The organism is Herpetosiphonaceae bacterium, assembly GCA_036374795.1.
In the GTDB taxonomy this organism is placed as follows: domain Bacteria; phylum Chloroflexota; class Chloroflexia; order Chloroflexales; family Kallotenuaceae; genus LB3-1.
Genome location: DASUTC010000143.1, coordinates 1 through 26,286 on the forward strand (window position 1 = coordinate 1; position 26,286 = coordinate 26,286).

The 26,286-nt window shown below is 63.7% G+C and carries 19 protein-coding genes; 13 read left to right on the forward strand and 6 right to left on the reverse strand.

Features of this window, described 5'->3' with window-relative positions; genetic code table 11:
• Positions 1–378 (forward strand): pyridoxal-phosphate dependent enzyme (locus tag VFZ66_09910; protein HEX6289495.1); only part of this gene is annotated, 378 nt, incomplete at its 5' end.
• Between the two features lie 131 nt (positions 379–509).
• Here the strand turns inward: VFZ66_09910 and VFZ66_09915 are convergent.
• A complete protein-coding gene (locus VFZ66_09915) occupies positions 510–1,337 on the reverse strand; it encodes a substrate-binding domain-containing protein (protein ID HEX6289496.1) in 828 nt (275 codons plus the stop codon).
• Between the two features lie 697 nt (positions 1,338–2,034).
• Here VFZ66_09915 and VFZ66_09920 point away from each other — a divergent pair.
• The 12 genes from VFZ66_09920 to VFZ66_09975 all read left to right on the forward strand — a co-directional run bounded on the left by VFZ66_09920 (position 2,035) and on the right by VFZ66_09975 (position 16,145).
• Positions 2,035–3,195: a GAF domain-containing sensor histidine kinase gene (locus VFZ66_09920; protein HEX6289497.1), complete on the forward strand. Its 1,161-nt coding sequence runs from the start codon at positions 2,035–2,037 to the stop codon at positions 3,193–3,195.
• Positions 3,192–3,860 (forward strand): response regulator transcription factor, encoded by a 669-nt coding sequence (locus VFZ66_09925; GenBank protein ID HEX6289498.1) that lies wholly within the window; start codon positions 3,192–3,194, stop codon positions 3,858–3,860. The genes VFZ66_09920 and VFZ66_09925 overlap by 4 nt, the downstream gene beginning before the upstream one ends.
• 240 nt (positions 3,861–4,100) lie before the next feature.
• Positions 4,101–4,478, forward strand: a complete 378-nt coding sequence (locus tag VFZ66_09930; protein HEX6289499.1) for a response regulator transcription factor — start codon at positions 4,101–4,103, stop codon at positions 4,476–4,478.
• A gap of 57 nt (positions 4,479–4,535) precedes the next feature.
• Entirely contained in the window at positions 4,536–4,898 is a 363-nt protein-coding gene (locus tag VFZ66_09935) for a hypothetical protein (protein ID HEX6289500.1), read from the forward strand.
• A gap of 62 nt (positions 4,899–4,960) precedes the next feature.
• Positions 4,961–6,376: a sugar ABC transporter substrate-binding protein gene (locus VFZ66_09940; GenBank protein HEX6289501.1), complete on the forward strand. Its 1,416-nt coding sequence runs from the start codon at positions 4,961–4,963 to the stop codon at positions 6,374–6,376.
• Between the two features lie 102 nt (positions 6,377–6,478).
• Positions 6,479–7,411 (forward strand): sugar ABC transporter permease, encoded by a 933-nt coding sequence (locus tag VFZ66_09945; GenBank protein HEX6289502.1) that lies wholly within the window; start codon positions 6,479–6,481, stop codon positions 7,409–7,411.
• 10 nt (positions 7,412–7,421) lie between these two features.
• A complete protein-coding gene (locus tag VFZ66_09950) occupies positions 7,422–8,309 on the forward strand; it encodes a carbohydrate ABC transporter permease (protein ID HEX6289503.1) in 888 nt (295 codons plus the stop codon).
• Positions 8,310–8,451: 142 nt separating this feature from the next.
• Positions 8,452–10,539, forward strand: a complete 2,088-nt coding sequence (locus tag VFZ66_09955; protein HEX6289504.1) for an alpha-galactosidase — start codon at positions 8,452–8,454, stop codon at positions 10,537–10,539.
• Positions 10,540–10,574: 35 nt separating this feature from the next.
• Positions 10,575–12,257: an alpha-glucosidase gene (locus VFZ66_09960; protein ID HEX6289505.1), complete on the forward strand. Its 1,683-nt coding sequence runs from the start codon at positions 10,575–10,577 to the stop codon at positions 12,255–12,257.
• A 160-nt stretch (positions 12,258–12,417) separates the two neighbouring features.
• Positions 12,418–14,211, forward strand: coding sequence for a hypothetical protein (locus VFZ66_09965; protein HEX6289506.1), 1,794 nt, complete (start codon positions 12,418–12,420; stop codon positions 14,209–14,211).
• Between the two features lie 335 nt (positions 14,212–14,546).
• A complete protein-coding gene (locus VFZ66_09970; protein ID HEX6289507.1) occupies positions 14,547–15,263 on the forward strand; it encodes a hypothetical protein in 717 nt (238 codons plus the stop codon).
• 42 nt (positions 15,264–15,305) lie between these two features.
• Positions 15,306–16,145 carry a hypothetical protein gene (locus tag VFZ66_09975; GenBank protein ID HEX6289508.1) on the forward strand — a complete coding sequence of 280 codons (840 nt, stop codon included), beginning with the start codon at positions 15,306–15,308 and terminating at the stop codon, positions 16,143–16,145.
• A gap of 50 nt (positions 16,146–16,195) precedes the next feature.
• On the opposite strand, the gene VFZ66_09980 is transcribed toward VFZ66_09975, so the two are convergent.
• From VFZ66_09980 to VFZ66_10000, 5 genes are read right to left on the reverse strand one after another with little or no spacing between them, the layout of a single operon-like run.
• Positions 16,196–18,238, reverse strand: coding sequence for a hypothetical protein (locus VFZ66_09980; GenBank protein HEX6289509.1), 2,043 nt, complete (start codon positions 18,236–18,238; stop codon positions 16,196–16,198).
• On the reverse strand, positions 18,238–19,356 hold the full coding sequence (locus tag VFZ66_09985; protein ID HEX6289510.1) for a VWA domain-containing protein: 1,119 nt from the start codon (positions 19,354–19,356) through the stop codon (positions 18,238–18,240). The genes VFZ66_09980 and VFZ66_09985 overlap by 1 nt, the downstream gene beginning before the upstream one ends.
• Complete coding sequence (locus VFZ66_09990; GenBank protein HEX6289511.1) at positions 19,353–21,725, reverse strand: DUF5682 family protein; 2,373 nt, start codon at positions 21,723–21,725, stop codon at positions 19,353–19,355. Before VFZ66_09990 ends, VFZ66_09985 begins: the two co-directional genes overlap by 4 nt.
• A 2-nt stretch (positions 21,726–21,727) precedes the next feature.
• Positions 21,728–22,909: an AAA family ATPase gene (locus VFZ66_09995; protein ID HEX6289512.1), complete on the reverse strand. Its 1,182-nt coding sequence runs from the start codon at positions 22,907–22,909 to the stop codon at positions 21,728–21,730.
• Positions 22,910–22,948: 39 nt separating this feature from the next.
• Positions 22,949–26,035 carry a WGR and DUF4132 domain-containing protein gene (locus VFZ66_10000; GenBank protein ID HEX6289513.1) on the reverse strand — a complete coding sequence of 1,029 codons (3,087 nt, stop codon included), beginning with the start codon at positions 26,033–26,035 and terminating at the stop codon, positions 22,949–22,951.
• Positions 26,036–26,286: the final 251 nt, after the last annotated feature.

The window sequence follows — 26,286 nt, forward strand, 5'->3', positions numbered from 1 at the left end:
TACGACGTTCAGCCGGCTCCGGCACTGACGATTGCTGATAGCATTAACGTTGAGCTTCCGCAGGATGGCAGACGCGCGCTCCGAGCCGTTTATCAGACGAACGGCCAGATTCTGGCTGTGGATGAGCAGATGATCCTTACGGCGGCCCGTTTGGTTGCTCAACATACCGGCCTGTTTGTTGAGCCTGCCTCAGCCGTAGCCTTTGCAGGCCTGATTTCTCTGGTTGAGCATCGGCAGATCAGCTCCGGCGATCGGATCGTGGTGGTGAGTACCGGAACAGGCTTGAAAGATGTCCAAGCCGTGTTACGCGCTGATCCTCAGCCAGTGCCTATTCAGCCAACCCTGGAAGCTGTGCGGGATACGCTTCAGAGACGATAGCAGCCGCTAAGCAATGAGCGAAGCTAGCTCTTCGTCACACACGTCCGGTGGACTCGTCGAGCGGGGAATCGATCAACGACGCCATTACTATCCGCAGGAGTCTCGTCGGCAAGGCTCTGGTTTTGGACGATCTACCGCGTCGTTTCGCGGAGAATAAGCTCGGTGCCCAGCACAATGCGCTCTGCTCCAGCGCCGTCCTTTAGCGCCGCGACCAAAAGCTCGGCTGCTCGACGGCCCTTCTCCACGATCGGTTGACGCACCGTTGAGAGTGCCGGGCAGGCCAGCGCCGCAAGCGGAATGTCATCGTACCCGATTACCTCAAGATCCTCAGGAATCCCCAGCCCCCGCTGCCGGGCGGCTCGCAGCACACCGAGCGCCACAACATCGCTCGCGGCGAGCACCGCCGTCGGACGATAGCCGTCGTCCCATGCGGCTGCAAAGCGCTGCTCACTCCCTTCGACAGACCCTGGTGTCGGCAGCAGCCAGCTCTCCCGCCACGCGACCCCATAGTCTGCAAACGCCCGTTGGTAGCCCCACGTCCGCCGGGCACCCACGCCGTAGAAGATATTATCGAGATGGCGATGGGGCGTTTCGAAAGCCAGGATCAGCACCTCACGATGCCCTCGCCGCAGGAGATAGGCTGCGGCGGCATAGGTGCTCTCCTCGTCGTCGCTATTGACCGACGCGACCGTCTCCGCATCGCCATCAACAATCACAAAGGGAATACTGCGCTTCCGCAGCGGCAGCACCTCATGGTGCCGTTCGTTGAGCCCCACGATGATAAATCCATCGACGGGTGCCCGCGCGATCGATGGCTCTAGCGAATTGTCGTACGGGCTGAGCGTGAGCAGGCCAAGGTTCTGCTCGTCACAGATGCTCCCAATACCCCGGAGCAAGGTGGCAAAGAAAGGATTGGCAAAGGTGGAGTCCATGCTCTGCGGCACGATGACGCCGAGCATCCCCGTTCTGCCAGCGACGAGCCCACGGGATAGCGGATTCGGCACATAGCCGAGATCACGCGCGACCGCAAGAATGCGGCTCACCGTGTTTGGGCTGAGCCGCGTCGGGCGATTAAATGCGAAAGAAACAGCGGTCGGTGAGACGCCAGCCTCCCGCGCAATGTCACTAATAGTTACTCTCGCCATAGCTTGCGTTGGCCTTCTTGGACGCTAGCACGCTTCGTCCTTTAGTTATACCATAGATTAACCATAAAGGCCTTTACTAAAGGCCTTTAGCATGGTATATTGCGGCAACTACTCGCGGAGGTGGGCACTGGAGAATCAAGCGTGCTTCCGTACATCAACCCGACTTCATGGCAAAGGACATGCTCCAAAGAGCTTGGAACACTGAGCGACTGGCATATCACGAGGTTGGTTGAGCTTATATCGCCGTCTCGGACGAGGTTAAACATTCCATCTTGTCCCAGATCGTGCCGAATCGTCATATCTACACGCAACGTCTGGCGCATCCGGGCAACCTCGACCAGCGGAAGCGCGGGCCATCCACCCCAGACACCATCGTAGCACAACACGGCCCTCAAAAACTATACCTATCCGTGCGCTGATAGCGCGGGAGCGCCGTCGTGGTGATGGCTGCAAGGCCTAGTGCGGCGCTGCTCAGATGGCGGTCGGCCCCCACCACGGCAAGGAGACGGACATGGATGCGGGGTATAAGGCGGCACTCGCCGAGTTGACCGGGTCACTGTTAGAGGATAGCGACCTGCCCACGCTCATGTATCGGGTGGTAACGTTTGTCGCCGACACGCTCATGGTGAAGCATAGCACACTTTGGGAACTGCGCCCGGATGGTAGCGCGCTGGTGCTCCGGGCCGCTGTCGGCGGGCAAGAGGACGCGGTGGGGGTGGCAATGGCTGCATCAGGGGCGCGATCCGCGCTTGGCACGGCAGTGCTGGGCACGCGCCTTGTGCTCGTCGCCGACTGGCGCAACGAAACCCGCTTCGACCGACCTTCCCTCCTGCGCGACTGCGATGTGATCAGCAGCCTCTATGTCGCGATCCAGGGTCAGCATCGTCCATTCGGCGTTCTGTGCGTGGATACCGCGACACGTCGGATATTCAGCGACCAGGAAATATACCTGCTCCAGGTCGTCGCCAATGTGCTGGCGCTGGCGATCGAGCGCGTCACGGCGAGGCAAACGCTGGAGCAGCAGATCGAGCACGCCCGGCTGGTGACAGCGGCTCAGGATCAGGCCGTGCTGGAAGAGCGCCAGCGTCTCGCCCGCGAGCTGCATGACTCGGTTACACAGGCCTTATACGGCGTCACGCTTCATGCCGGGGCAGCGACGCGTCTGCTGGAATCAGGCGATGTCGCGACCACCGCCGAGAATCTGCGCGTGCTGCAAGAAACGGCGCAGGAGGCGCTTGATGAGATGCGGCTCCTGATCTTCGAGCTGCGACCACCGGTGCTGGAGCAGGTGGGGCTGGCTGCCGCCCTTCAAGCGCGGCTCAACAGCGTGGAGGGGCGGGCCAACCTGGAAACCAGGCTGATTGTAGACGGTGTCGGCGATCTGCCCCTGCTCGTCCAGGAGGCCCTCTACCGCATTACCCAGGAGGCGCTCAACAATACGCTCAAGCACGCCCATGCGGGCTGCATCACGGTGCAGTTGCGGCAGGTTCAGTCGCGCGTGATCCTGGAAATTATCGATGACGGCGTTGGGTTTAATCCGGCAGCGGCTCAGGAAACCGGCGGGCTGGGCCTGCGTGGGATCGCGGAGCGCGTAGCACAGCTCAATGGAACGTTAACCTTACAGAGCGCGCCGCAGGATGGGTCACTCTTGCGAGTGGAGATAGCGCTATGATCAGTCCGATCCGTGTATTGGTTGTGGACGACCATCTGGTCGTTCGTAGAGGCATTCGCGCGCTGCTCGCGACGGAGCCCGACATCGAGGTGGTGGGCGAGTCCAGCAACGGAGCGGAAGCCGTCGTCGAAGCGGCCAGCCTCCAGCCGGACGTGATCCTGATGGATCTGGTCATGCCCCAGATGGATGGGATCGCCGCGATCGAGTCTATCCTTGCCAGCCAGCCAAACGCCCGTATCCTCGTGCTCACCAGCTTCGACGCCGACGATAAGGTATTTCCGGCCATTCGCGCCGGGGCGCTCGGATACACCTTGAAGGACTTCGGCCCGGCGGAGCTGATACGGGCGATCCAGCGCGTCTACCGTGGCGAGTCGTCGCTGCACCCGGCGGTTGCCCGCCGCGTCCTGCAAGAGCTGGCGCACCCGCCGCAGCGCCCGCCAACATCCGACCCGCTGACCGAGCGCGAGGTCGAGGTCCTGCGCCTGGTAGCGCATGGCGAGAGCAACCAGCAGATCGCCGCCATGCTGGGGATCGGCGAGGGCACCGTGCGAGTGCATGTCAGCAATATCCTGAGCAAGCTGCACCTGGCAAGCCGAACCCAGGCCGCGCTCTACGCCCTGCGCGAGGGGCTGGCATCGCTCGATGATAAGAGCACGACCCCGTAGCGCGGCTCACCGAGTTCCACGTTTCGAGTTCGCTGTTCTTTGTTGCCTCGTTCCTTTGTTCTTTCCCGCCTATAACATTTGTTATACCTCTCCTCGAACAAATGTATAGCCTCACTACCGATCAGTATTCCTTTTTTTATACGCCCAATTTACCATTTAGTGCATGACAGCCGCGTGCTGCGCTGGCATAGTTAGCTATAGCGATCCTTTCATCGTTGGAATGTAAGGATAGGAGCAGTCATGGCGCAGCCGACTCGGGTGCTTATTGTCGACGATAGCGCGCGCACCCGCGAAGGCTTGCGCGCGCTGCTGGCGACCTGGCCGGAGATTACGGTGATCGGCGAGGCAGCCAACGGCCAGGAGGCGGTGCAACAGGTCGCGGAATGTCGGCCAGATGTGGTGCTGATGGATCTGTACATGCCGGTGCTGGATGGCGTGCGTGCGACCCGGCTGATCAAGCAGCAGTGGCCTGACGTCGTCGTCATCGTGCTGACCATGTACGCGACCGAGCAAGGCATCGCGCTGGCTGCCGGAGCCGACGGCTTTGTAATCAAAGGAGGCACGCACGAGCGGCTGCTGGCGGCGCTCGGCGTGGCTGTTACAAGCGATAAATCCTAGGCTCAGAGTGGAAGACACGTGTATGCGCCTGGCACACGGCCTTGAAAGGAGGCGGGTATGGCAAGCGGTAACGTGATGGCCCAGATTCGCAAAGGCATGGAGGTGAGAACCGAGGACAATAGCTCGCTCGGCACGGTTGCCCATGTGTGGCTCGGCGTCGACCCAAGCAGCAGCAGCCAGCACTGCGACGAAGAAACATGCTCGCGCCTGGAAGTTCACCTCCCACATCGCGGCGGCGCGCGCTACATCCCCTATGGTGCCATCTCCGACGTCTCCGGCAAGATCGTGCGCCTCAATGTTACAGCGGCGCAGGCGAACGAAAAGCTCTGGCACCGGCGTCCCGACTGGCTGCCGATCGAAACGTCCAACGCAGACTTCGACCACCTCGTCCGTCCGCATCCCGAACAGGGCGGCTACTGAAGGCTGCAAGCTGAGCAATGGGCGCTCTGTACACTGTCGGTACATAAAAGGGAGGATGTTCGATGAGTCCCAAGCACGACCCGAAATTCATCAGTCGGCGTACGTTTCTGAGCGCGACCGCCGCTGCCCTTGGCGGTCTAGCGCTTTCCGGCTGTGGTCAGAGCGACGGGGGTGGGCAGGCGGGCGGGACAGCCGGGGGACAGGCGAGTGCGCCGCCCAGTGGGGCGACCAATACAGCCGCCACCCAGGAAGCCGCAGGCGCAGCCGGGCAGGCGAATGCGTCGCTCAAGGGCGTCAACATCAAATGGTCGACGTGGGGCAACGCCGGCGAGATCCAGCGCTTTCAGGAGTACACAGCGGACTTCAACCAGCGCACTGGCGCCAATGCGCAGCTCATCCCGCAGCCCCAGGACTACGAGGCCAAGCTGCTGACGCAGCTCAGCGGCGGCTCCGCGCCCGACCTGTTCTACTCCGGTGACGCTACCATGTCCAAGCTGATTTCGACCAACCAGATCATGGAATTGACCGAGATGCTGAGCGGCCCGAACAGTAAGTCCAAACCTGAGGACGTTACCGAAGGCTTGTGGGGTCCGGCGAAAACGGAGGACGGCAAGATTTGGGGCATGCCCGTCGATTGCAACCCGCTGGTCTTCTGGTACAACAAGCAGCTCCTACAAGCTGCAGGCGTTACGACGATGCCCGCAGATTTGCAGAAGCAGGGCCAGTGGAACTGGAGTGCCTTGCAGGACATGACGCAGAAGGTCGTTGCAACGGGTAAGCGCGGCGTGATCTTCGAGGCCTGGTTTGGTCCGACCTGGGGCTGGGTAACGACCAACGGCGGCAAAGTCTTTGAAGGCAATACCTTCGTTGCTGTTGACGATCCCAAAGCCAAAGAAGCGTTCCAGTACGTTCTGGACAACCTCAAAGCCAAGACGTTCACCTATTCGGGAACGCTGCCGAAAGGCCAGGGATTGGATGCCATGTTCCTCTCGCAGCAGACCGCCTTCGTCGTCGCCGGGCGCTGGCTGCTGCCGCAGTTCAAGAAAGCGGCCAACTTGCAGTACGACATCGCGCCCTGGCCGACCAACACCAGCAACAAGATCGAGCCGGCCACGATTGCTACCGCCTACATGGTGCAGAACGTCAAGGCAGCAAACAAGGACGCGGCCTTTGCAATGCTGACCGATTTCGTTTCGCCGGAGGGCCAGAAGTTCCGACTCCAGGGTGGTGGCAACGCCGTGCCATCGGTCAGTGGCGCCGACGAAGTCGTGTCCGAGGGCAATCTGCCGCCCAACTGGCAGGCCTTCATCGATGCCCGCGAGATCGGCTATGCCGTCTGGCCGGGAATGGCAAACTTCCCCGGCCTGAGCACCGAGATCGAAAAGTATCTGAGCGAGATCTACATCAATGGCGGCGAGGCGCAGGCCGTGCTCCAAAAGATCGCCGATCTCGTGAAGCAAAAGCAGGGCGCGGCATAGGCCGACATTCTGGCGGTGGGACATTTCTTGCGGGAGCGTGGGGCGGGAACTCAGCGAAACCGCCCACCTGCTCTGCTCCCCAAGCGGAAGGATTACACGATAATGGCAACGACTACCACCCCCAATGTAGGAACCGCCATGACCGGGCGGCGCCGGATGAATCGGCAAACGTCCGATCTGCTGTGGGCACTGTTGTTCGTGGGGCCACAACTCCTCGGCCTGATCGTCTTTTCGCTGATCCCGCTTATCTCGGCCTTTTACCTGAGCCTGACGAACTGGGATGGCTTCGGCAGCCGGACGTTTATCGGCATGCAGAACTTCATCGAGCAGTTTCAATCACCGGATCTACGCATCGCCTTGTGGAACACGCTGCTGTACACCCTGATTGCCGTGCCTGGCGGTTTGATGCTGTCCCTGCTGGTGGCGATGGGGTTAAACAACATTGCCGGCAAAACGTTCTACCGGCTGCTGTATTTCCTGCCGGTCGTAACCGGCTCCGTCGCCGTGTCGGTGGTCTGGCTCTACCTGTTGAACGACGACTTCGGGATCATTAACACCTACGTTCAATCATGGTTCGGCATCGACCTTCCGAGCTGGCTGACAGACTCACGGTTCGTCGTGCCCGCAATTGCCGTGATGGGTATCTGGTGGGGGCTGGGCTACAACATGGTAATCTTTCTCGCCGGGTTGCAGAACGTGCCCACATCGCTGCTTGAGGCGGCCCAGATCGACGGCGCCAACAAGTGGCATATCTTTAAAAGCGTGACGCTGCCGCTCCTTTCGCCGACGATCTTCTTCCTGACGGTTACGTCATTCATCGGTTCGTTCCAGGTGTTTGACCAGTCGAATGTCATGACCGGCGGTGGGCCGGGTAAGGCCAGCTACACGATGGTCTTCCACATCTACACGCTTGCCTTCAAAGACTTCACGTTCGGCAAGAGTTCTGCGGCTGCGGTGATCTTGTTCCTCGTCATCATGCTGGTGACGATCTTCCAGCTCTATGCCCAGCGGCGCTGGGTCCACTACGAAGACTAGGAGGAGGCGTATGGCTAGCACAACCGTACCCACCCGTACACGAGTGCGGCGGGGCACCGGAGAAAAGCCGGGTGCCAGCCGGGTGCAAACCATCATCCTGCACATCATCCTTTCCATCGGCGCGTTCATGATGGTCTTTCCATTCGTGTGGATGATTCTGACCTCGCTCAAGGATCTTTCCCAGGCCTTTATCATCCCGCCGAAGTGGATTCCAGATCCGGTCGTGTGGTCAAACTATCCGGCGTCGCTCCAGGCCCTACCCTTTGGACGCGCCTACTTCAACAGCTTCTATATCAGCTTCATCGTCGTGGGCATGACCCTGCTGACCGCGTCGATGGCAGCGTACGCCTTCGCCAAAATCCGCTTTCCCGGCCACGAGATTGTGTTTCTGCTCTTCCTGGCGACGATGATGGTGCCGGGGCAGGTGACGATCATTCCGCTCTACCTGATTATGCAGCAGTTGGGCTGGGTCAACACCCATTTGTCGATCATTGTGCCGGGCGCGCTCTTTAACGCCTTCGCGGTGTTCCTGCTCCGGCAGTTCATCCGTGGCATTCCCAAGGAGCTGGAAGAAGCGGCGATCGTCGACGGCGCGAACCGCTGGCGTATCTACTGGTCGATTATCCTGCCGCTGCTGGTGCCGGCCATGTCGGCGCTCGGCATCTTTCTGTTCCTGGGATCGTGGAACCAGTATTTCATTCCGCTGATCTTCCTCAGCGATCCCAATCTGTTCACCGTGCCGCTGATGCTTGACCAGTTCAAAGGGCAGTACACCGTTGACTGGACGCTGCTCATGGCCGGCTCAGCTATCGCGGTCCTCCCGGTGCTGGTGGTGTACCTCATCGGTCAGCGCAAGATCATCGAGGGCATTACGCTCACCGGCCTGACTGGTCGCTAGCGCGCCGACAGGCCAGGGCTTGGGATACTCGCCAACGATGCTGAACAGGCGAAAGCAGCCGACAGGGACGGACACGATTGGAGCGATTGCAGCGCCGGAACGCCTGTTTCCGGCGCTTACGTTGCGAGGTGAGAGGATCGAGATGCCGATTCACACGACCGATCAGGGATGGGTTTTGGAGACGGCGACAACCGGCTATGCGCTGGGCCTGAACCAGGCTGGATTGCTCACACACCGCTACTGGGGGGCGCGGCTCCCGACGCCCGACGACTACCCCGCCGCGCCGAATCCGGAGATGTGGAGTGCGTTCAACAACCCGGCCCAGCGCACGCCCGAAGAGTATCCCGGCTACGAAGATATTAAGTTCATCGACCCATGTCTGAAGGTCGCGTTCGCCGACGGCGTGCGCGATGTCGTGCTCCGCTTCGAGTCGGCGGAGGTGCGCGCGGGCGATGTGCCTGAGCTCCGCATCCACCTGCGCGATACGGTCTATCCCTTCCGCGCGACCCTGCACTACCGTGTCCATGCGGCCTACGATCTGATCGAGCGCGCGGCGACGGTTGCCAACGCTGGCGACGCGCCCGTGATCATCGAGCGGATCTGGTCGGCGCAGTGGCACATGCCGCCGGGCGATACCTACCGCCTGACCCATCTGAGCGGTCGGCATATGGACGAGATGCATCTCCGCCGCGAGCCGCTGGTGCAGGGCCTTAAGGTGCTGGAGAGTCGGCGCATCACCTCCAGCCACCATCACAACCCATGGTTTGCTGTCGACCGTGGCAGCGCCGACGAGGACAGCGGCGAGATCTGGTTTGGCGTGCTGGCCTGGAGCGGTAACTGGAAGCTCTCCGCCGAGGTTACGGACTTCGCCTCGACGCGCATCAGCATCGGCCTGAACGACTGGGATTTTTCGTGGCGGCTCCAGCCCGGCGAGTCCTTTACCACGCCCGGCAGCTACGCGGGCTACACCGCCGAGGGCTTCGGCGGCGCGAGCCGACGGCTGCACGATTTCATCCGTGACACGCTGCTGCCCCACGGACCCGCGATCCATAAGGTGCTGTACAACTCGTGGGAGGCGACCGAGTTCGCGGTCGATCAGGAGTCGCAGATCCGACTGGCCGATCTCGCCGCCGCGATGGGCGTCGAGCTGTTTGTGATGGATGACGGCTGGTTTCATGGCCGCGACGACGATTCCGCCGGGCTGGGCGACTGGTGGCCCGATGCGCGGAAATTCCCGCACGGGTTGCAGCCGTTGATCGCGCACGTCAACAGGCTGGGCATGGACTTCGGCCTGTGGATCGAGCCGGAGATGGTCAATCCCAACAGCGAGCTCTACCGCGCGCATCCCGGCTGGGTGCTCCACTTCCCCACGCGCGACCGAACCACGGGGCGTAACCAGCTCATCCTCAATTTCGCCCGCGCCGACGTGCAGGAGTACATCATCGACCAGATCGATCGGCTCCTGGCCGCGCACAACATCGCCTTCATCAAGTGGGACATGAACCGCAACGTGAGCGAGGCTGGCTGGCCCGATGCGCCGTGCGACGCGCGCGAGCTGTGGGTGCGCTACGTATACGGGCTGTATCACGTCTGGGGCACGCTGCGCGAGCGCCACCCGCAGGTGATCTGGCAGAGCTGCTCAGGCGGCGGCGGACGGGCCGACCTCGGCATTTTAAGCCTGGCCGACCAGATCTGGGTCAGCGACAACACCGAGCCGACAGCGCGCCTGTCGATTCAGGAGGGCTTCTCGCAGGTCTTTCCGGCCAATACGATGGAGGCGTGGGTCACGGATATGGGCGCGAGCTATCTGCCGCTGGCGTTCCGCTTCCATGTCAGCATGTGCGGCACGCTCGGCGTCGGCGGCCACTTGCTGCGCTGGAGTCCTGCCATGCGCGCCGAAGCAGCGCGGTGGATCGCGCTGTACAAAGAGCTTCGTCATATCATCCAGCTTGGCGATCTGTATCGGCTGCGCTCGCCGCAGGCGCACCCGTTCTCCGCGATCCAGTACATGACGAAGGACCGATCGGCGGGCATCCTGTTCGTCTTTCGCACGCACCTGCCGCCGCCGACCACGCTTCCGCCAGTGTACGTGCGCGGCCTTGACCCTTCCGCGCGCTACGAGATCGAGGGCTTCGCGGGCATAAGATCGGGCGCGGCCTGGATGCACGCGGGCGCGCAGCTTGAGCTCGCGGATTTTGAGAGTACCATACGCCGCATTCGGCGGGTATAAACGTGAATGGTGTCACCATCGGAGGAGCGACTCCTATGCAGAAGACGTGGTGGAAAGAAAGCGTTTTCTATCAGATCTATCCCCGCAGTTTCGCCGACGGCAACGGCGATGGCATCGGCGACTTCCCAGGGATGCTCGCGAAGCTGGATTACCTGCGCGACCTTGGCATCGATGCGCTCTGGCTGTCGCCGCATTACCCGTCGCCCTTTCTCGACTGTGGCTATGACATCTCCGACTACACCGATGTCGGGCCGGAGTATGGCTCGCTCGCCGACTTCACGATCTTTCTGCGCGAGGCGCACGCTCGCGGTATCCGCGTGATCCTCGATCTCGTGCTCAATCACACCTCCGACCAGCATCCCTGGTTTCTTGAGTCGCGTGCCAGCCGCGACAATCCCAGGCGCGACTGGTATATCTGGCGCGATGGCAAGGATCATGGCCCGCCCAACAACTGGGCCTCGATCTTCGGCGGCTCGGCCTGGGAGTACGATCGCTCCGCCGGGCAATACTACTATCACGCCTTTCTCAAGGAGCAGCCCGACCTCAACTGGCGCAACCCCGACCTCAAGCGCGCGATGTGGGAGGTCGTGCGCTTCTGGCTCGACCTCGGCGTCGACGGATTCCGGCTCGATGCCATCGGGACTATCTTTGAACATCCCGACCTGCCGAATCACTCGCTGGCCCTGGCACCCGACGAGTTCTTCAACGCCAATATGCTTGATCTGGCGGACTACGGCCAGCTCATGCGCTTCCAGACGCAGCAGCCGGGCCTGCATGAGCTGATGCAGGAGCTGCGGAGGCTCGTCGACGAGTACCCCGGCGACCGCGTGCTCGTCGGCGAGGATGAGGATGTGGCCTTCCACGGCAGCGGGAATGACGAGCTCCATCTGGTGTTTAACTTCCCGCTCATGCGCGTTGATCGCCTGACGCCCGCCCATGTTCGCGCCAACCAGGCCCTCCGTCTGGCGGAGCTGCCCCGTGGCGCGTGGCCCTGCAATACCCTCGGCAATCACGATACCCCGCGCGTATGGAGCCGCTATGGCGATGGCCTGCATAACGCCGCCCTGGCACGCCTGCACCTGGCCCTGATGCTTACGCTGAAGGGCACGCCGTTTCTGTACAACGGCGAAGAGATCGGCATGGCTGATCTCGAACTGCGCGACCTGAGCCAGATCCGCGACACCGCTGCCACAAACTACTACGAGACGCTGACCGGGAAGCTCGGCACGGCGCCGGAGGAAGCGCTGCAACGGGCTATCGCCACCACCCGCGACCGCTGCCGCAGCCCGTTCCAGTGGAGCGGCGCTCCCAACGCCGGCTTCAGCCCGCCCGATGTCCAGCCCTGGCTGCCCGTCAACCCGAACTACACCAGCGGAGTCAACGTTGCCGCGCAGGAGGACGATCCCACCTCGCTGCTCACCTTTTATCGGCGTATGCTCCGGCTGCGTCGGGAAACGTTTGCTTTGATTATCGGTGATTACCATACCCTGCACGCGCACAGCGACGACTACTTCGCCTTTCTGCGGCGCGACGCCGCGACAGGACAGAGCTGTCTCGTGGTGCTCAACTTCACCAACGAGCAGCAGACCGTCATCTTCGACTTCGGCGACCAGCAGGCGCGTCTGCTCTTCTCAAGCCAGGAGCGCGACGGCCAGAGCCTCTCGCTTGGCTGGCTCACGCTGGCACCGTTCGAGATCTTTATTGCCGAGCTGTCGTGAGGTCGAGCGCGCCACATGTGGCGATGCTCCGCGAGCGAGACGCGCAGATGCGGTATGAAAGCCCGCCGGAAGCTCAAATGCTCGTGCAGAATGCGGCTTTTGGCGTATGTACATGGATGCCTCGAACACTATGATAGTAAAATTTCGACGGGAGGATACCATGACACGTCGCGGGCTTTCATACCTGGCGGGGCTGCTGCTGATAGCTCTCCTGCCCTGGCAAGCTGCCGCACAGCAACCTCGGCGCTGGCTCGCCGACCCGGAATTGATTACGACACGCAAGGTGATCGGTGGAGATGGCGGTGCCTTCAGGGAAGTACGTGACAGCGTGATCGATATCGATCTGATCGATGCCAGCAGCGGATGGGCCGTGTCCTACAGTGGCCTGCTCCAGTTCGATGGACGCTGGTGGCGGCCTGTTGAGAATCTTGGCAGCCGTATTGCCATGCGCGGGATCGACATGCGCAGCGCGAGCGACGGCTGGATTGTCGGCAGCACTTTCGTGTCGGGCGGGCCAACTAACCTGTACTACGCGCGCTACAACGGGAGCGCCTGGCAATTTGGCGCTGACATCGTCCGCAAAGATGGCTCGGTCGGGCCGCAAAGCGGCTCGCTGGCCGATGTAGTCGTCTTTCCCGACGGCAGCGCGATTGCCGTTGGCATCGCCTATGATCAGGTTGCGCCGGGCAACTACCGGCAGCGTCCGCTGGTGCTCGTCTTCGATGGCTCGGCCTGGCGCGACCAAACGCCGGATACCTGGCGCGACGGTCAGCTTACCGACCTGAGTATGTTAAGCCAATCCGAGGGCTGGGCGACGGGTCTTTTGGGACGCCCCGGCGGCGAGGGCAGCGAGGCGGTACGGCCCGCGATTGTGCGGCTCAAGGATGGACGCTGGACTGAAGAAACGCTGCCCCGGCTGCCGATTACCAATCAGCCGTTCACGATGTACGGCGTTAACGTGCGGCCTGAGGGCGACGGCTATGCGATCTTCTACGACGCGGGCACGCGCTGCCCGAACACTGAGCTACTGCGCTACGGCGGCGGCACCTGGACGACGGTGCCGCGCGAGACGTATGGTAACGCGCCGATATTAGCATTTGCGCTGATCCCTGGCTCGAACCAGGGCTGGGCCACGCAGAGCGGCTGCCAGGGCCGTGAGCCAAGCCAGCCGAGCCGTCGCCTGCGCTTCGACAACGGCGTGTTTATGGTCGATCCAGGCGGCGCGCGGCTTGCACCCGATGTGTACGCGCTGTTGAGCCAGGACATGCAGTGGGCTGCCTCAGGCGGCGCAATGATGCGCTATAGCGACGAGCAATTGCCGACCGAGCCGCTGCCGCCGGGTATTGAGGCGGATGGCCTGTACTTCAAGGAAACCGGCCACTACGTCGACGATGCGTTCATCGGCTACTACCGCTCGCACGGCCTCGAATTCGGTGATCGCGGCAACTCTGCCCGCGAGTCGCTGGCGCTGTTCGGCTATCCCGTCAGCGAGGGCTTTGACGAGATCAATCCAGATACCGGTAAGGTGCTGCGCGTCCAGTACTTCGAGCGCGCGCGCTTCGAGTACCATCGCGACAATCCAAATCCCTACAAGGTGCTGCTGGGTCGGCTCGGCGCGAATACGCTGCTCCGTCTCGGACGCACCTTCGGCTCAGATCCAGCGCCCCCCGCTCCGGGGCCGCAATGCCAGCGCTTCAACGAGTCGCCCTTCCCGCTGTGCCCGCCGTTCCGCGACTTTTGGAACCGGAGCGGAGGCTTGCCGGTCTTCGGCTTCCCGATCAGCGTCGCTGCCGACGAGCAGAGTCAGACCGACGGCAAAACCTATCTGACGCAGTGGTTCGAGCGCGAGCGGCTGGAGTATCACCCTGAGAATCGCGGCACGCCCTATGAGATCTTGCTTGGCCTGCTTGCCGCCGAGGAGCTGCGCGCGCGCGGCTACTTGCCCCCCAACTAAGCCTTTCAACGCTACACGACAAGACGCCGCGATGCTTATCTCTCGCGGCGTCTTGTCGTGTTTTGTCTGGTCGGTGGTGTTTGGTATGAGAAATCTTGATTATCGGTAGCATCGTATCGGACTGAATTTAACATCTTTTAATAAATCCGCTAGACAGCCGATCCATCTTCATTTATACTTGTTATAAACCATTCCCCCCACAGATAGACCAACACCGATTGAGCACGCGGCTGCTTCTGCTACCAGGAGGTGCCACCCGATCGTTCTGTCAATCCACGCCCGCTCTCGTCGTTCGATCAGCTCGCACTACCTGTACATCCCTTCGGGAGGGCATTATGGGCCATGCACGCTACTGGATCATAGCGCTTGTCGTCGCAGCGCTGTGTTATGTCACCGCCGAACGCGCTCAAGCCGATTACCTGTACGACCCGTACGGCACCTGGAACGGCCATAAGATCTACCTCTCCCCTGCGCGTCACACCGACACCGGCGCACGGGGCGAGTGTGGCGGCAACAGCGAAAATACTATGGCCTACAACGCCGCCAACAACGCCACCAACGGCAATTATTACAACGACGTGTATGATCCAAGCTCGCCCTACCGCAACCTGCGCTCGCGTGGCTATCAGGTGCGCATCGGCGACACGACTTACCGCGCGGCGATCGACAACTCGAACGCCTGGGGGGCCAACATCCACATTCCGATGCACAGCAACGCCGATGTTTCCGGCCAATGCACCCGCACCGATGCTACCCGCTTCGGCACGGTGACAATCTACCGCGACACCAGCATGAACGGACGGGTCTTTGCCGAAACGCTCAACGAAAAAGTTGGACCATCCAGCCCCGGCACCCGCGACTTTAGCTGCAAGAATCCGGGCGATCCCTGCACGGTCATCGACCTCGCCGAGCTGCGCGAAACGAATGCCGTCGCGGGCTACCTTGAGTCGGAGTTTCATACCTGGAACACAGGCGTCAACTGGCTGAAGCAGCCTTCCTGGCCGTGGCGCGTCGGCTGGGCCGTCGATGCATATCTTGGCTATCCGCGCTAACCAGTCGATCAAGCTTGACCTTAAGCCACAGGAGATAGATCCATGCGCCGTCTAACGTTCGCTCTCGCCGGGGCAGCTCTGGCCCTGCTCGGCCTGCAATTTTCCGCCACCGCGAACATCACGCCCGCGCCACAGCAGCGACTACAGCACTCTCCACTGGCGGCCTACCCCGGCTTTGGGCACAACCCGGAGGCAGATGAAGCGCGCTTCGATCGCGAGTCGCTGGCTCGTGAGCGCATGACCGCCCAGTGCATGAAGCAGAAGGGCTTTCCCTACACCGAGGTAGTGCCCGTCCGCAACGCTGTGCCTGCGCCCGATCCGAACGTCAGCTATGCCGAATCGCTGAGTCCGGAGCGCCGCACGCAGTATTACATGGCGCTGTACGGCGTTGCCAATCCCAACTCGACCAACGCCGAGGAGCTTTACGATCGGAGCGGGCCGGGCGGCGGCGGCTGCCAGGGCGCGGCATTTGCCAGGATTCCAGGCGTGTTCGCCGCGCAGAGCAGCTTGAACGAGCAGTATCTTGCACTGCGCATGTCGATCAGGCGCGAGCAGCGCGTCGTCGAGGCCGAGCGGCGCTGGTCGGCGTGCATGAGCGCGCGCGGCCACCAGTATGCGACAACGGTTGATCTGCGCGCCGCGTTGGACAATGCCGCCGCCGAAGGCCGCCTCACGCCGCAACTGGAGCAGGAACACCGGCGGGCGCTGGAGGTCGGTCGGGTTTGCGGCGCACAGTCCGGCCTCGACGATACGATCGCCCAGGTGCGCGTTGAAAAAGAAATGGCCTTTGTCAAGCAGCACCAGGCGCTCCTCGATCAACACCTGGAGCGGGTGCGCAGCGAGGATGCCCTGCTCGACCAGATCCTCGGTGAGCGGAACTAAAGCTGTCATGCTCGGTGCCTGGGGCTGCGCCACATCGCCCCAGGCGCAGCTTAAGGCGCTGCTTCGACGCTCGCGCTTTCGAGCACACCCGTCAGCGCGCCGCTCACAACCTGCGTCAGACACGCCAGATCCAGCAGCGCCTCGGCGGCATCGCGCGGCTCCCAGTGCAGCGTCGCGGCCTTGTGCTTAAGCGCAGCCGATAGCCGCGTAACAGGATCTACGGCGCGACCAAAGCCCAGAGCCGCGCCGTAGCGCGCAAGCTCCTGCCAGCGTCGCGCGGCAGATCCGTCGGCCCGGCGCAGCCCAACCACCAGCAGGTCGCCCAGCGCGTCGCCAAGCTGCGCCCAATAGTCGGACAGCGGATCAGCGGCCCTCCGCGCCGGAGTGACAGGACGTGCAGGCGCATCGTCTCCACGCCGATCCCGATCGATCCACGGCTGAAGTGCGCGGCGCAGCGACCCATCCTGAAAAACCACGGCGGTCGGAGCGATCACCAGGCCGCGCGCGGTAAGCTGGACGTGTCCCGCCACAAAGCGCAGGCTTTCGGGCTGCCTCCGCAGCAGTGCCAGCAGCGCCTCCGCTCCGGCTCCTCCGCGCGACGTGTAGGGATGGACCAGCAGCGCATGGCCGCCGCTGCTATCATCGAGCGTCGCGCGCACCTCCTGATCGCTCTCCGAAAACACGGCATCCCGCGCGCCCGTCAGCGCGCATACATGCAGCCCATCGGTCAGCCGCCGTGGCCGCAGCGCGGCGGGCGGTTGGGCGGCGGCTCTGGCGGCAAGCTCAGCAAAATCTTCGGCCAGCACCGGCGCGCGCAGCGATTCCCAGGCGTACATCTGCGGGTTGACATTCAGCCGTGCGCGTCCAGGGCTAAAGCGCGCGTTCGGAAAGCGATACCCGCCCCTGACCAGCGCCTGCCCGGCTCCCAGCGCGGCGATACTCACGCCCTGCACGACCGGAGTTTCCGCCAGCCGCCAGAAGGGCGCGGGCGCATCCGCCGCAGCGACCGGATCGGTGCTGGCGCGGCACACAGCGACCAGCCCGCCCGAGTCGGCGTCTTGCATATAGGCCATCAGATCCACACCGCCGCGCCGGACACGCACGCCGCAGCCCAGGCCGATCAGCCGCGCCGTCCCGATCGCCGTTTTGGTATCGACGGCAGTGCCGCGCACAAAGAGCTGCGGCACGGCTCCCGTATCATGACGGATCGCGTCGGATCGGATGCATAGCTCGCCGATCCGCGCGGCCAGGATTGAGGGCATGAAGCGGGCATCGTGGGCGGCATAGGCCGCGTGCTGCTGGACGATCTCGGCAATAATTTCTGCGGGCCAGACCAGCCCCTCCTGGCGACAGCGATCCTCCTGGCGGCGCAACTGCTCGATCAGCGCCGACGGCGCGCCGGAAACGCCCACGCTTGCCAGCTCGTACAGCGTCCGCTCGATCTCGTCCAGCAGCGCGGCGGGAACATCTGGCTTGCCCGTGGCAATCTCAACAATCCCGCTGGCCTGCGTCGGCTCCAGCCTGCGGAAGGCCCAGACCGCCAGCGGCACGTGACGGCAGGGCGACTCCTCGGCGCAATCGCAGTGGGTGTAGCGCGCATCGCCGGGAACCAGAAAGCGCACGGTGCAATTCAGGCTATGCAGGTAGGCGCTGGGCTTGGCGCTGCGCACCAGCTCGATCACCTGCCGCTCATCCATCTGTCGCCGCGCCCAGGTCAGCGCCGCACGCGACATGCTCCGCGCCAGCTCATTATCGGCGATCTCTCCGGGGTCCCAGGGCTGCGGCGCGGCGGGCTGCTCCGCGCTGCCCGGCTGCTGCGCCGCAGCCTGCTGATACGCCAGCACCGAGCGCAGCAGATGGCGGCAGATCGTCGTGGCCGGGCACGAGCAGCGCCCATCGCGTACATGCCCGCCTGAAGGCAGCACACACTCGATCCCATCGGACCAGCGCACGGTGACGGTGCCCTGCGCGTCCTCATCGATCGTCCGGGCCAGCTCGCCCGACTGTACCTCTTGCTGGGCGCGCTTCACCAGGCCCCGGTTCGCCAGCAGCACCAGATCGTCGGAGGTAAGCGCTTCCAGATCGTGACGCATCACAGCACCTTCTGCGCGACCCAGTCGGCCAGCTCGCCGGGGGTCATCGCCGCGACATGCGCGCCCAGCGCGACCAGCCGCTCGGCCACATGTCGATCGTAGGTTGGGCGGGCCTCGGCATCGAGCGCGGCCAGGCCCAGCAGCGTGACTCCGCTCTCGACGAGCTGTTTGGCGGCGCTGTAAAGCCGCTGCACGGGAGCGCCCTCGTAAAAATCGGTGATCAGCACGACGATCGTGCGGCGAGGATTGTCCACCAGCGATCCGGCATACGTCAGCGCCTGGCCGATGTCGGTGCCGCCGCCAAGCTGGACCTTCATCAGCGTCTCGACGGGATCGGTGCAGTGCCCGGTAACATCCACGATCGAGGTATCGAAGAGCACCAGATGCGTCCGCAGGCTTTTGACGCCCCAAAAGATCGCCGCCGTGATCGCCGCGTGGATCACGCTATCGAGCATACTGCCCGACTCGTCAACCAGAATGATCAGTTGCCAGCGGTCGCTCTGGCGGCGCACCCGCGAGAAAAAATACGGCTGCTGAATCGACATCCGGCGGCTCGTAGGATCGTAGTGCCGCAGATTACGGCGGATCGTCGTGCGCGCGTCGAAGTTCTTTGCTACTCTCAAGAACGAGCGCCGACGACGATCGATCGTGCCCGTAAACGGCGACCGAATCTCGCGTGCCAGACGCTCCATCAGTTCATCGACCACCTTGCGCACAAGCTGCCGCGCCATCGCCAGCACTTCCTGATTCATCAGATGTTTGGTGCGCAGCACGGCCTTGAGCAGCGTCGGGCTGGGCTGCGCGCGGCTCAGCAGATCGGGATTCGTCACCATCTCCTCAAGCTGGTAGCGCTCCAGCGCGTCCTTCTCGATCCGCTCGATCGTTCGACGCGGAAATAGCGTGTGAACGGCATTGATCCAGTCGGGCACGCTCAACTGCGACGCATCGAGCGAGCCGGGGCCGGAGCGGACGTTACGCCGCGCGCCGTACTCGCGATCGTAAAGAAACGCCAGCGCCTCGTCGCGCGCCTGCCAATCGCCGCCGGGCGCGCCCAGCAGATCATCGCCGCTGCCCAGCACCAGCCGCCAGCGCAGCAGCCGCATCTGGTGATCATTCATCGCGCACCTCCGCGAATACCATAACGTTGTAGCTCGTCGAGCAGCCAGGCTTCCAGCGCCAGCGCGCGGGTAGCCGTGGCGGTGTCCACCTCCAGCGCGGCCAGCGGCGCGACCGTCGTCTGACCGAGCGCATCAAGCAGCGTCCGCGTGATGTAGTGCTTCTCGCGCGGCGTGAAAAAGGTAAAGGCCAGCCGCAGCGCTGGAAGCGCCTGCAAATAGGCCGCGTCGTCATAGCTCATCAGCAGCTCGTCGATGCTCAGCACAAAATCGGGGTGGCGCTGCGCCGTCTCGCGGGCCAGACCGAACAAGCCCGTCAGAAAGTCGCCGAGTCGATCAGGAGCGGCGCAGGCCCGCAGATCCGCCCGCACTTGCTCAAGATCGGCGGCGTGCAGCGTCCACAGCGCGCCGATCGTCGCGCCGCGCACCAGGGCGTGCTGCGCGTGGTCGCCGCCCGTGCGGTGCAGCACCTCGATCAGCACCTCGCGGCTGAGCGCCAGGTCGGCGGCGCACGCCTCGAACGTTTGCACCAGCGACCGGATCGCCTTGAGTAGCTCCTGGTCGCGGCCCTGGGCCTGGCCCAGCGTTTCCAGCAGCCACAGCACGCGCTGGAACGTTTCGACCAGCAGCGCGCCGATGTCGCCGCGACCGGCAGCGCCCAGCGCGTGATCGTAGCGGTAGAGATACAGCAGATGGCCGAGCGCGGCGGCGACGCCAAAGAAATCGCCGTCCTCGCGCACTAGCTGGACCAGCCGCGCGAAGAGTAGATCGGCCTGCCGGCTCAATCCCATCAGGCAGGCGTCGAGCAGCAGCAGCGCGGCCTGCTCGGCGCTGCGCTCGATGCTCGTGGTCTGCTCTGCTAGCCGTGCGGCAGCCGCATCTAACAGCGTCGCGCCGTAGATCGCCGCCTCGATGCATCGGGCGTCGAAGCCGGGCGTCCACACGATGCTCCACTGCTCCCAGACGGCTGTGAGATCGTCCCGACCGACGAAATCCGCGCCGTCGCGCCGCGTAAAGCCGCTCACGCCCAGGACCCGCAGTTGGTGCAGCACGCGGCTGCGCTCGTGCTCGTCGTCGACCGCAAGATCGAGCCGGATCGTGCGCTCGCGTAGCTCCGGCTCAAGGCCATGCGCGCGCAGCAGCCGACGAATATCATGCGTGAGCGGCGGCAGCGTTGTGCCCTCGGCCAGCGCGCCGCGCTGGCTACCGCGAAAGACCGCCAGGATCGCGTCGAGGAACGGATGTGCCAGGCCGTCGGCCAGCCCGTCTTTGATCAGCGCGCCGATGATCGCATCGATCAAATCCTGCCGCCAGATCTCGGCGTGACCACGCAGCGCCGCCAGCGCGCGCGCGCAGGTTTCCACCGCGATCAGGTCTGCCGTGCTGGCGATCTGCCCGCGCTGGCGCACATCCGCAACGGTGGCGGCCAGCAGATGACGGTAGATCTCGCCCCGCCCGTCGGCCCGATCGTGCCAGACGTGATCGTAAAAGCCGGGGCTGGGCATGCCCGCCTCGTAGCCGGTCAGACTATCGAGCTGACGGTAGCCGTAGGGCGTGAGCGCAATCCCACGCTCGATCTCCGCAGCGGCTTCGCCTGACATGACGGCGGGAGGCGAGATGATTATGTCGAGTACACCGGGCGTGTCCGCGTCGCGATCGATCGTCGTTTGTGCGGCCTCAGGCGGCGTCAGGCCGTGGATCCGCGCGTAGAGCGCGTAGCTGTGAAACCCACCCGTCACCACCAGCACCCGCCCGTGGGTCTGCTCCAGCGTGTGCCGGATCGCCTCGGCCATGAACGCCTCGCGCCGCAGATCTTCGTTGGAGACGTGGCCGCCGCATGCGCGAACATGGTAGCAGAAATGATGCGCCCGCTCGAACAACTGCGCCAGCGGCAGCGTGCGGTCGATCTCGAAGAGCGTATCCCAGAGCGTATCGAAGTCCTCGACGCCAAGCTTCTCGCGGAGCGTCGCGATATACGGGCTGGCGCGCAGCTCGCCATCGGCATAGCGATGCGCCGGAGTGTCGACCGTGGCAAGCGCCGCCCAGGGCAGATCGATAAAACGCGCCTGCGCGCCGATCTCACGCGCCGATTGCAGCGCGATCCACTCCGGCGAGTAGGCGCAGAACGGATAGAACGCGCCGCGCCGCGTATCGTCGGGCAGCCGCACGTAGCTATAGATCGCGATCGGCAGCGTGTGCGGCAGCAACAGCTCGTCGATGCGGTCGTTGAAGTCCGACGGCCCCTCGATCAGGATCGCCGCAGGGCGCAGATCGCGCACCAGTTGCCGCACAGCTCGGGCACAGGCCGGGCTATGATGGCGCACCGGCACGAAGACCGCACGCGCGGTTATGTCAAGAATACCGGAATGCATAGCTAGTCCAGCAGATAGCGGCGAGCGTCATAGAACGAGCGCCACGCGCCGCCGGGCCGCTCTTTGACGACATGATTGAAGTAATGCCGCAGCTTGTCGCGATCCTCAGGCGCGTCCTTGAGCGCCGAGCCGAGCAAACTCTGCACCAGATGGTCGGGCGTCACCGCGCCGCCCGCGTAGTAGTAGGCGTGAATCCCCGCCGCGTACCCAACCGATACGGCCTCGGCGGTGCTCATCACCGAGCTAAGCGGCTCAAGCGCCTTGCCGTCGGCGGTCTTGCCCGCGCGCAGCTCGTGAAACGTCGTCACCAGCAGCTCGGTTAGCTCCGGCGGCAGCGTCATCGGCACGCCCGCCCGACGCAACAGGCGCTCGGTTTCGCGCTGCACCAATTCAAGCTCCTGCGATAGGCTGGCGATCGGCGGGATCGTCTCGAAGTTGAAGCGCCGCTTGAGCGCGGCGCTCATCTCGTTGACGCCCCGGTCGCGCGTATTGGCCGTAGCGATCAGATTAAAGCCGGTTCGGGCATACAGCACGCGCCCGTCGTCCTCGCGTTCGGGGATCGCCATCACGCGGTCGCTCAGGATCGACAGCAGCGTATCCTGAATCTCCAGCGGGCAGCGCGTGATCTCCTCGAAGCGCACCAGCTTGCCCTCGCGCATGCCCCGGTAGAGCGGCGCGGGCACCAGCGCCCGCTCGTTCGGACCCTCCGCCAGCAGCAGCGCATAATTCCACGAGTACTTGATCGCGTCTTCTGTGGTTCCGGCGCTGCCCTGAATGATCAGCGTCGAGTCGCCGGAGATCGCCGCCGCCAGCAGTTCGCTCAGGTAGCTTTTGGCGGTGCCCGGCTCGCCAATCAGCATCAGCCCGCGATTGGTAGCCAGCGCGACGATGCAGCGCTCAAGCAGGCTGCGGCTGCCGACAAACTTCGGGCTGATCGCGCGCTGCTGATCGCCCAGCACGAACGTCAGCACCGAGCGCGGCGTGAGCTTCCAGCCTGCGGGACGCGGCGCGGCGGCATCCAATTGCGCCAGCCGCGCCAGCTCGTCGGCGTACAGCACCTCGGCGGCGGGCCGCTGCACATCGGGATTGCCAAGTATTGCGGTTTGTTCCTTTGTGTGCCGGGTGCCCTCTGGGCATGGCGCCCGTTCTTGGTTCTCGGCTGTGGTCGTATGTTGTTTTGCCATGATCTGTTGTACCTTTGCGTGATTGATCGTCGCTGCGCGCTACTTGGCCTTCGCCGCCAGCACCAGCATATCGTTGAGCACCTCGCTGAGCACCACCGGATCGATCTCGGTCAGCGGCAGGCGATCGTTGTAGTTCGGCCAGTACTCAGGCGCGCGGATGCCGGGCACGAACGCGACATACTCGATCTGCTGATCGGGCGCGTCCACGATCCAGCCGACCGCAACGCCTTCGCGATACTGAACCACAGCGGTAAGATTGGCCTGATCGAACGGCTTGGAGTGGCCGCTAAATCCGCCACCATCGGCGGGCATATCACGCACCCAGCCGAGCTTATCCAGCCCAAAGACGAGCGCCGCAGCGCTGATCGTCAGAGCGTTGAAGCGCGTGATCTCGGTCTTCGGCAGCTCATCTGGCTCCAGGCGCTGGATCGGACGGCCAAGCTGCGGGAAGGGCTGCACGATCTCGTAGTCGCTGAGGATCTCGCCCCACGCGGCGCGCGCCTCGGCGGGCAGATGCAGCGGGTGGACGATCCCGACGCTGGCATCCGGCGCGAGATCGAAGGTATCGTCGGCGGGATCGGCGTAGGTCTGATCCTCGGTCACGCGGAAGGTAGCGCTCAGCGCGCCAGCGGCATCGAACGCGCCCCAGATCAGCGTGCGCACCAGATGCGTCATCAGCGGGTGGCGCACCAGCAGCGTCTCGAACTCAGCGCGCGACCAGCGGCGGCCCGTGACCATCGCCTGTTCGAGACGCACCGCCTGCACGCCCGCCACCTCGGCGACCTGCTTCTTGAGCAGCTTCCAGTCGGCGACGGCCTGCGCCGCTTTCTCGGCGTCGTCCTTGGCGTTCGGCGCGGGCGGCGTGGGCTTGAGCTTGCCCTGCGGATCGCGCACCATCGGCTTCATCTCCGGGCCGAGCACAAAGCGGAACTGACGCGGCCCAAAGTCGAAGACGCGCTCGCCGCGCGCATCCAGATCACAGTCGGGCACGATCCGATCTTCAAGCTGGGCGCGGCTCAGCCCGCGATCCGTGGCGATCCGCTCCATACATTCGGCGGCGCGCTGCTGCAAGCCCTTGAACTTCACCTTCTGGGCGATGCCGTTGATCTGCATCAGCGCCGTGTCGCTGCCGATCAGCCGCAGACATTCCAGGCCATTGACCGCGCGCTGGTGCTGACTCTCGCCCGGCCAGATGCGAATCAGCGGCGCGAGCTTCAGCGCGGTTGTGTCGCCGCCGAGCCAGCCAAGCGCGAAGAATGCCCAGTTCTCCTTGGACGGCGCGCCATTCGAGCGCCACAGATCGAAGAGACTCCAGGCAAACGAATCGAGCGCGCTCTGCGCGGCGTGCTGCTTCAGCGCCACGACCAGCGGATGCGGCGCGTCGAGCTTGCTCCGTTGCAGCGCCCGCAGCAGGGCATCGGCCTGGGTCGCGCTCAGCGTGTGCTGCCCGACGATCACCGGCGGCAGATCGGATGGATGCGCCCAGTCCGGCAGCTTGACCGATCTGAGCGATGGCTGCGCCTGCAACGCCTCGGACAGCCAGCCGGGCGTCGTCTGGTCGTCGAACGGCACCTGCTGCGGCTGCGAGCTATCGATCACCGCGGCGCGCAGGCGGGCGACGACATCTTCCGGCATTCGCGCCAGCGCCTCGTCGATCAGCGCTTCGTAGCCGTGCCGCGCAAAGCGTTGCAGCAGATCCACCGCCGCCTCGGCCTGCAGCCCATGACCGTCGGCCAGCGGCAGCAGCCCGGCGATTGCATGCGCCGGATGCTCCTCCAGCCAGGCCCGCGCAATCTGCGGAGCCTTCGAGCTTTGCTGTAAGGCCAGCATTACGGGCGCGACTTCGGGAGCTACCGCGAGCGCGAGAGTCTGAAGCAGCGCCGCCGCCTCGTCGCGGTTGGCCTGGCTCTGAATAGTGCTCCCTACCACGTCGAGCGCCGAGAACTCGGTATGCGTCAGCCAGGCACGAATCTGCTCAGACTTGTTCAGCCGGAGCTGGAGCCGCCGCATCTGCGCCGCGACCAGCAGCGGATCGTCCAGGCCAAAGATGATCGCTTGCGGGCGCTGATAGTAATCGGTCCACGACTCGCCGCCGTAGCGGTCGTCGGCCCAGCCTTCCACCAGCCGCAGCAGTAAATCGCTGTGGCCGCCAAGCATCGCCGCGAGATAAAAGGCCGACGGGCCGGACTGATACATATCGTCGGGCCACTCGGTCAGATCGAGGTGTGGCACGAGCAAGCGACTCAACCGCTGGCGCTCGGCCTGATCGAGGTAGGGCAGAACGTAGTGCCGGAATCCCCCAAGCAGATTCCTAATCGCGCTCCAGGCCGTGTGCTGCTGTGACGCATCGTACGTTGTTTGAATCAGCCACTCAACGATCTCCTGCGGCGAGCAGAGCGCGGCCAGCAGCGCCATCGTCGCGGTGCGCGCATTCTGCGGCGCGGCACACACCAGCGCAATGGCTTGCTCGCACGAAACCGGATTGCTGAAATCACCGTCGGCGAGCGCCGCCGCTACCTCAGCAGAGGTATAGTAGCGAACACCTGAGAGCGGCTGCATCGCATGCAGCCAGAAGGTCGCTTCCTGCGCCGAGGGCACGGCGGGGATGTATTTTTCCCAGCTCCAGCCCCAGTGGTAGACCGACTTCGACACCCGCGCCAGGCGTCGCAGCGCGTCGGCCTTGTCGAATGGCGCGGGCGCTGGCCGCACCAGCGGCGGTAGATTGCGCCAGGAAGCCCAGAACCAATCGGTCGGGTCCAGATCCAGGCGCGGCGTGATGTCGAAAACAGCCGGTTCGGACAGCGTAGCCAGCGGCGCTGTCTCAGCCGGGGCTGGCCTGGTTTTTTGGGCCTGTGGAGCAGCGCTTTCAACCTGTTGCGCGACCGCAGGCGCTGCGGCCTCGGATCGATCCTGCGCCGCCACCTCGCGGTAGCCTTTCTTCACCTTCTCGGCGATCTGTTTGGTATAAGCCGCCTGAGCCGCCTGCTCATCGGCGTAGGTTTTAGTCTGCGTCTGGCCCGCGCTGCCGATCTTGCCAAATTGAACCGTGCAGGTGCTACCGTCGCGCGCGATGCGCCAGAACTTTGAGGAGCTTGCTTCCTGATAGTGAAACTCGCGTGTTGTCATCGATGTATTCCTCGTGTGTCATGCTTGCCATCAGTGTACTCCCACACTGTGACAAGTTCTGTCACAAACAATGCCGCTCGATCCTGGCTATCACACGACCGCGCAACGCCTGATGATTGCCCATAAACCGCGCCGGAGCAGAGCGCAAACAAGCGGCTACAGCAGAACTGTAACCGCTGATCTTGTACCGCTGATCGAGGCTCGCTGCAAATCCCTTTCAGCGCCGCCGCACACCATCCATATTTCCTATC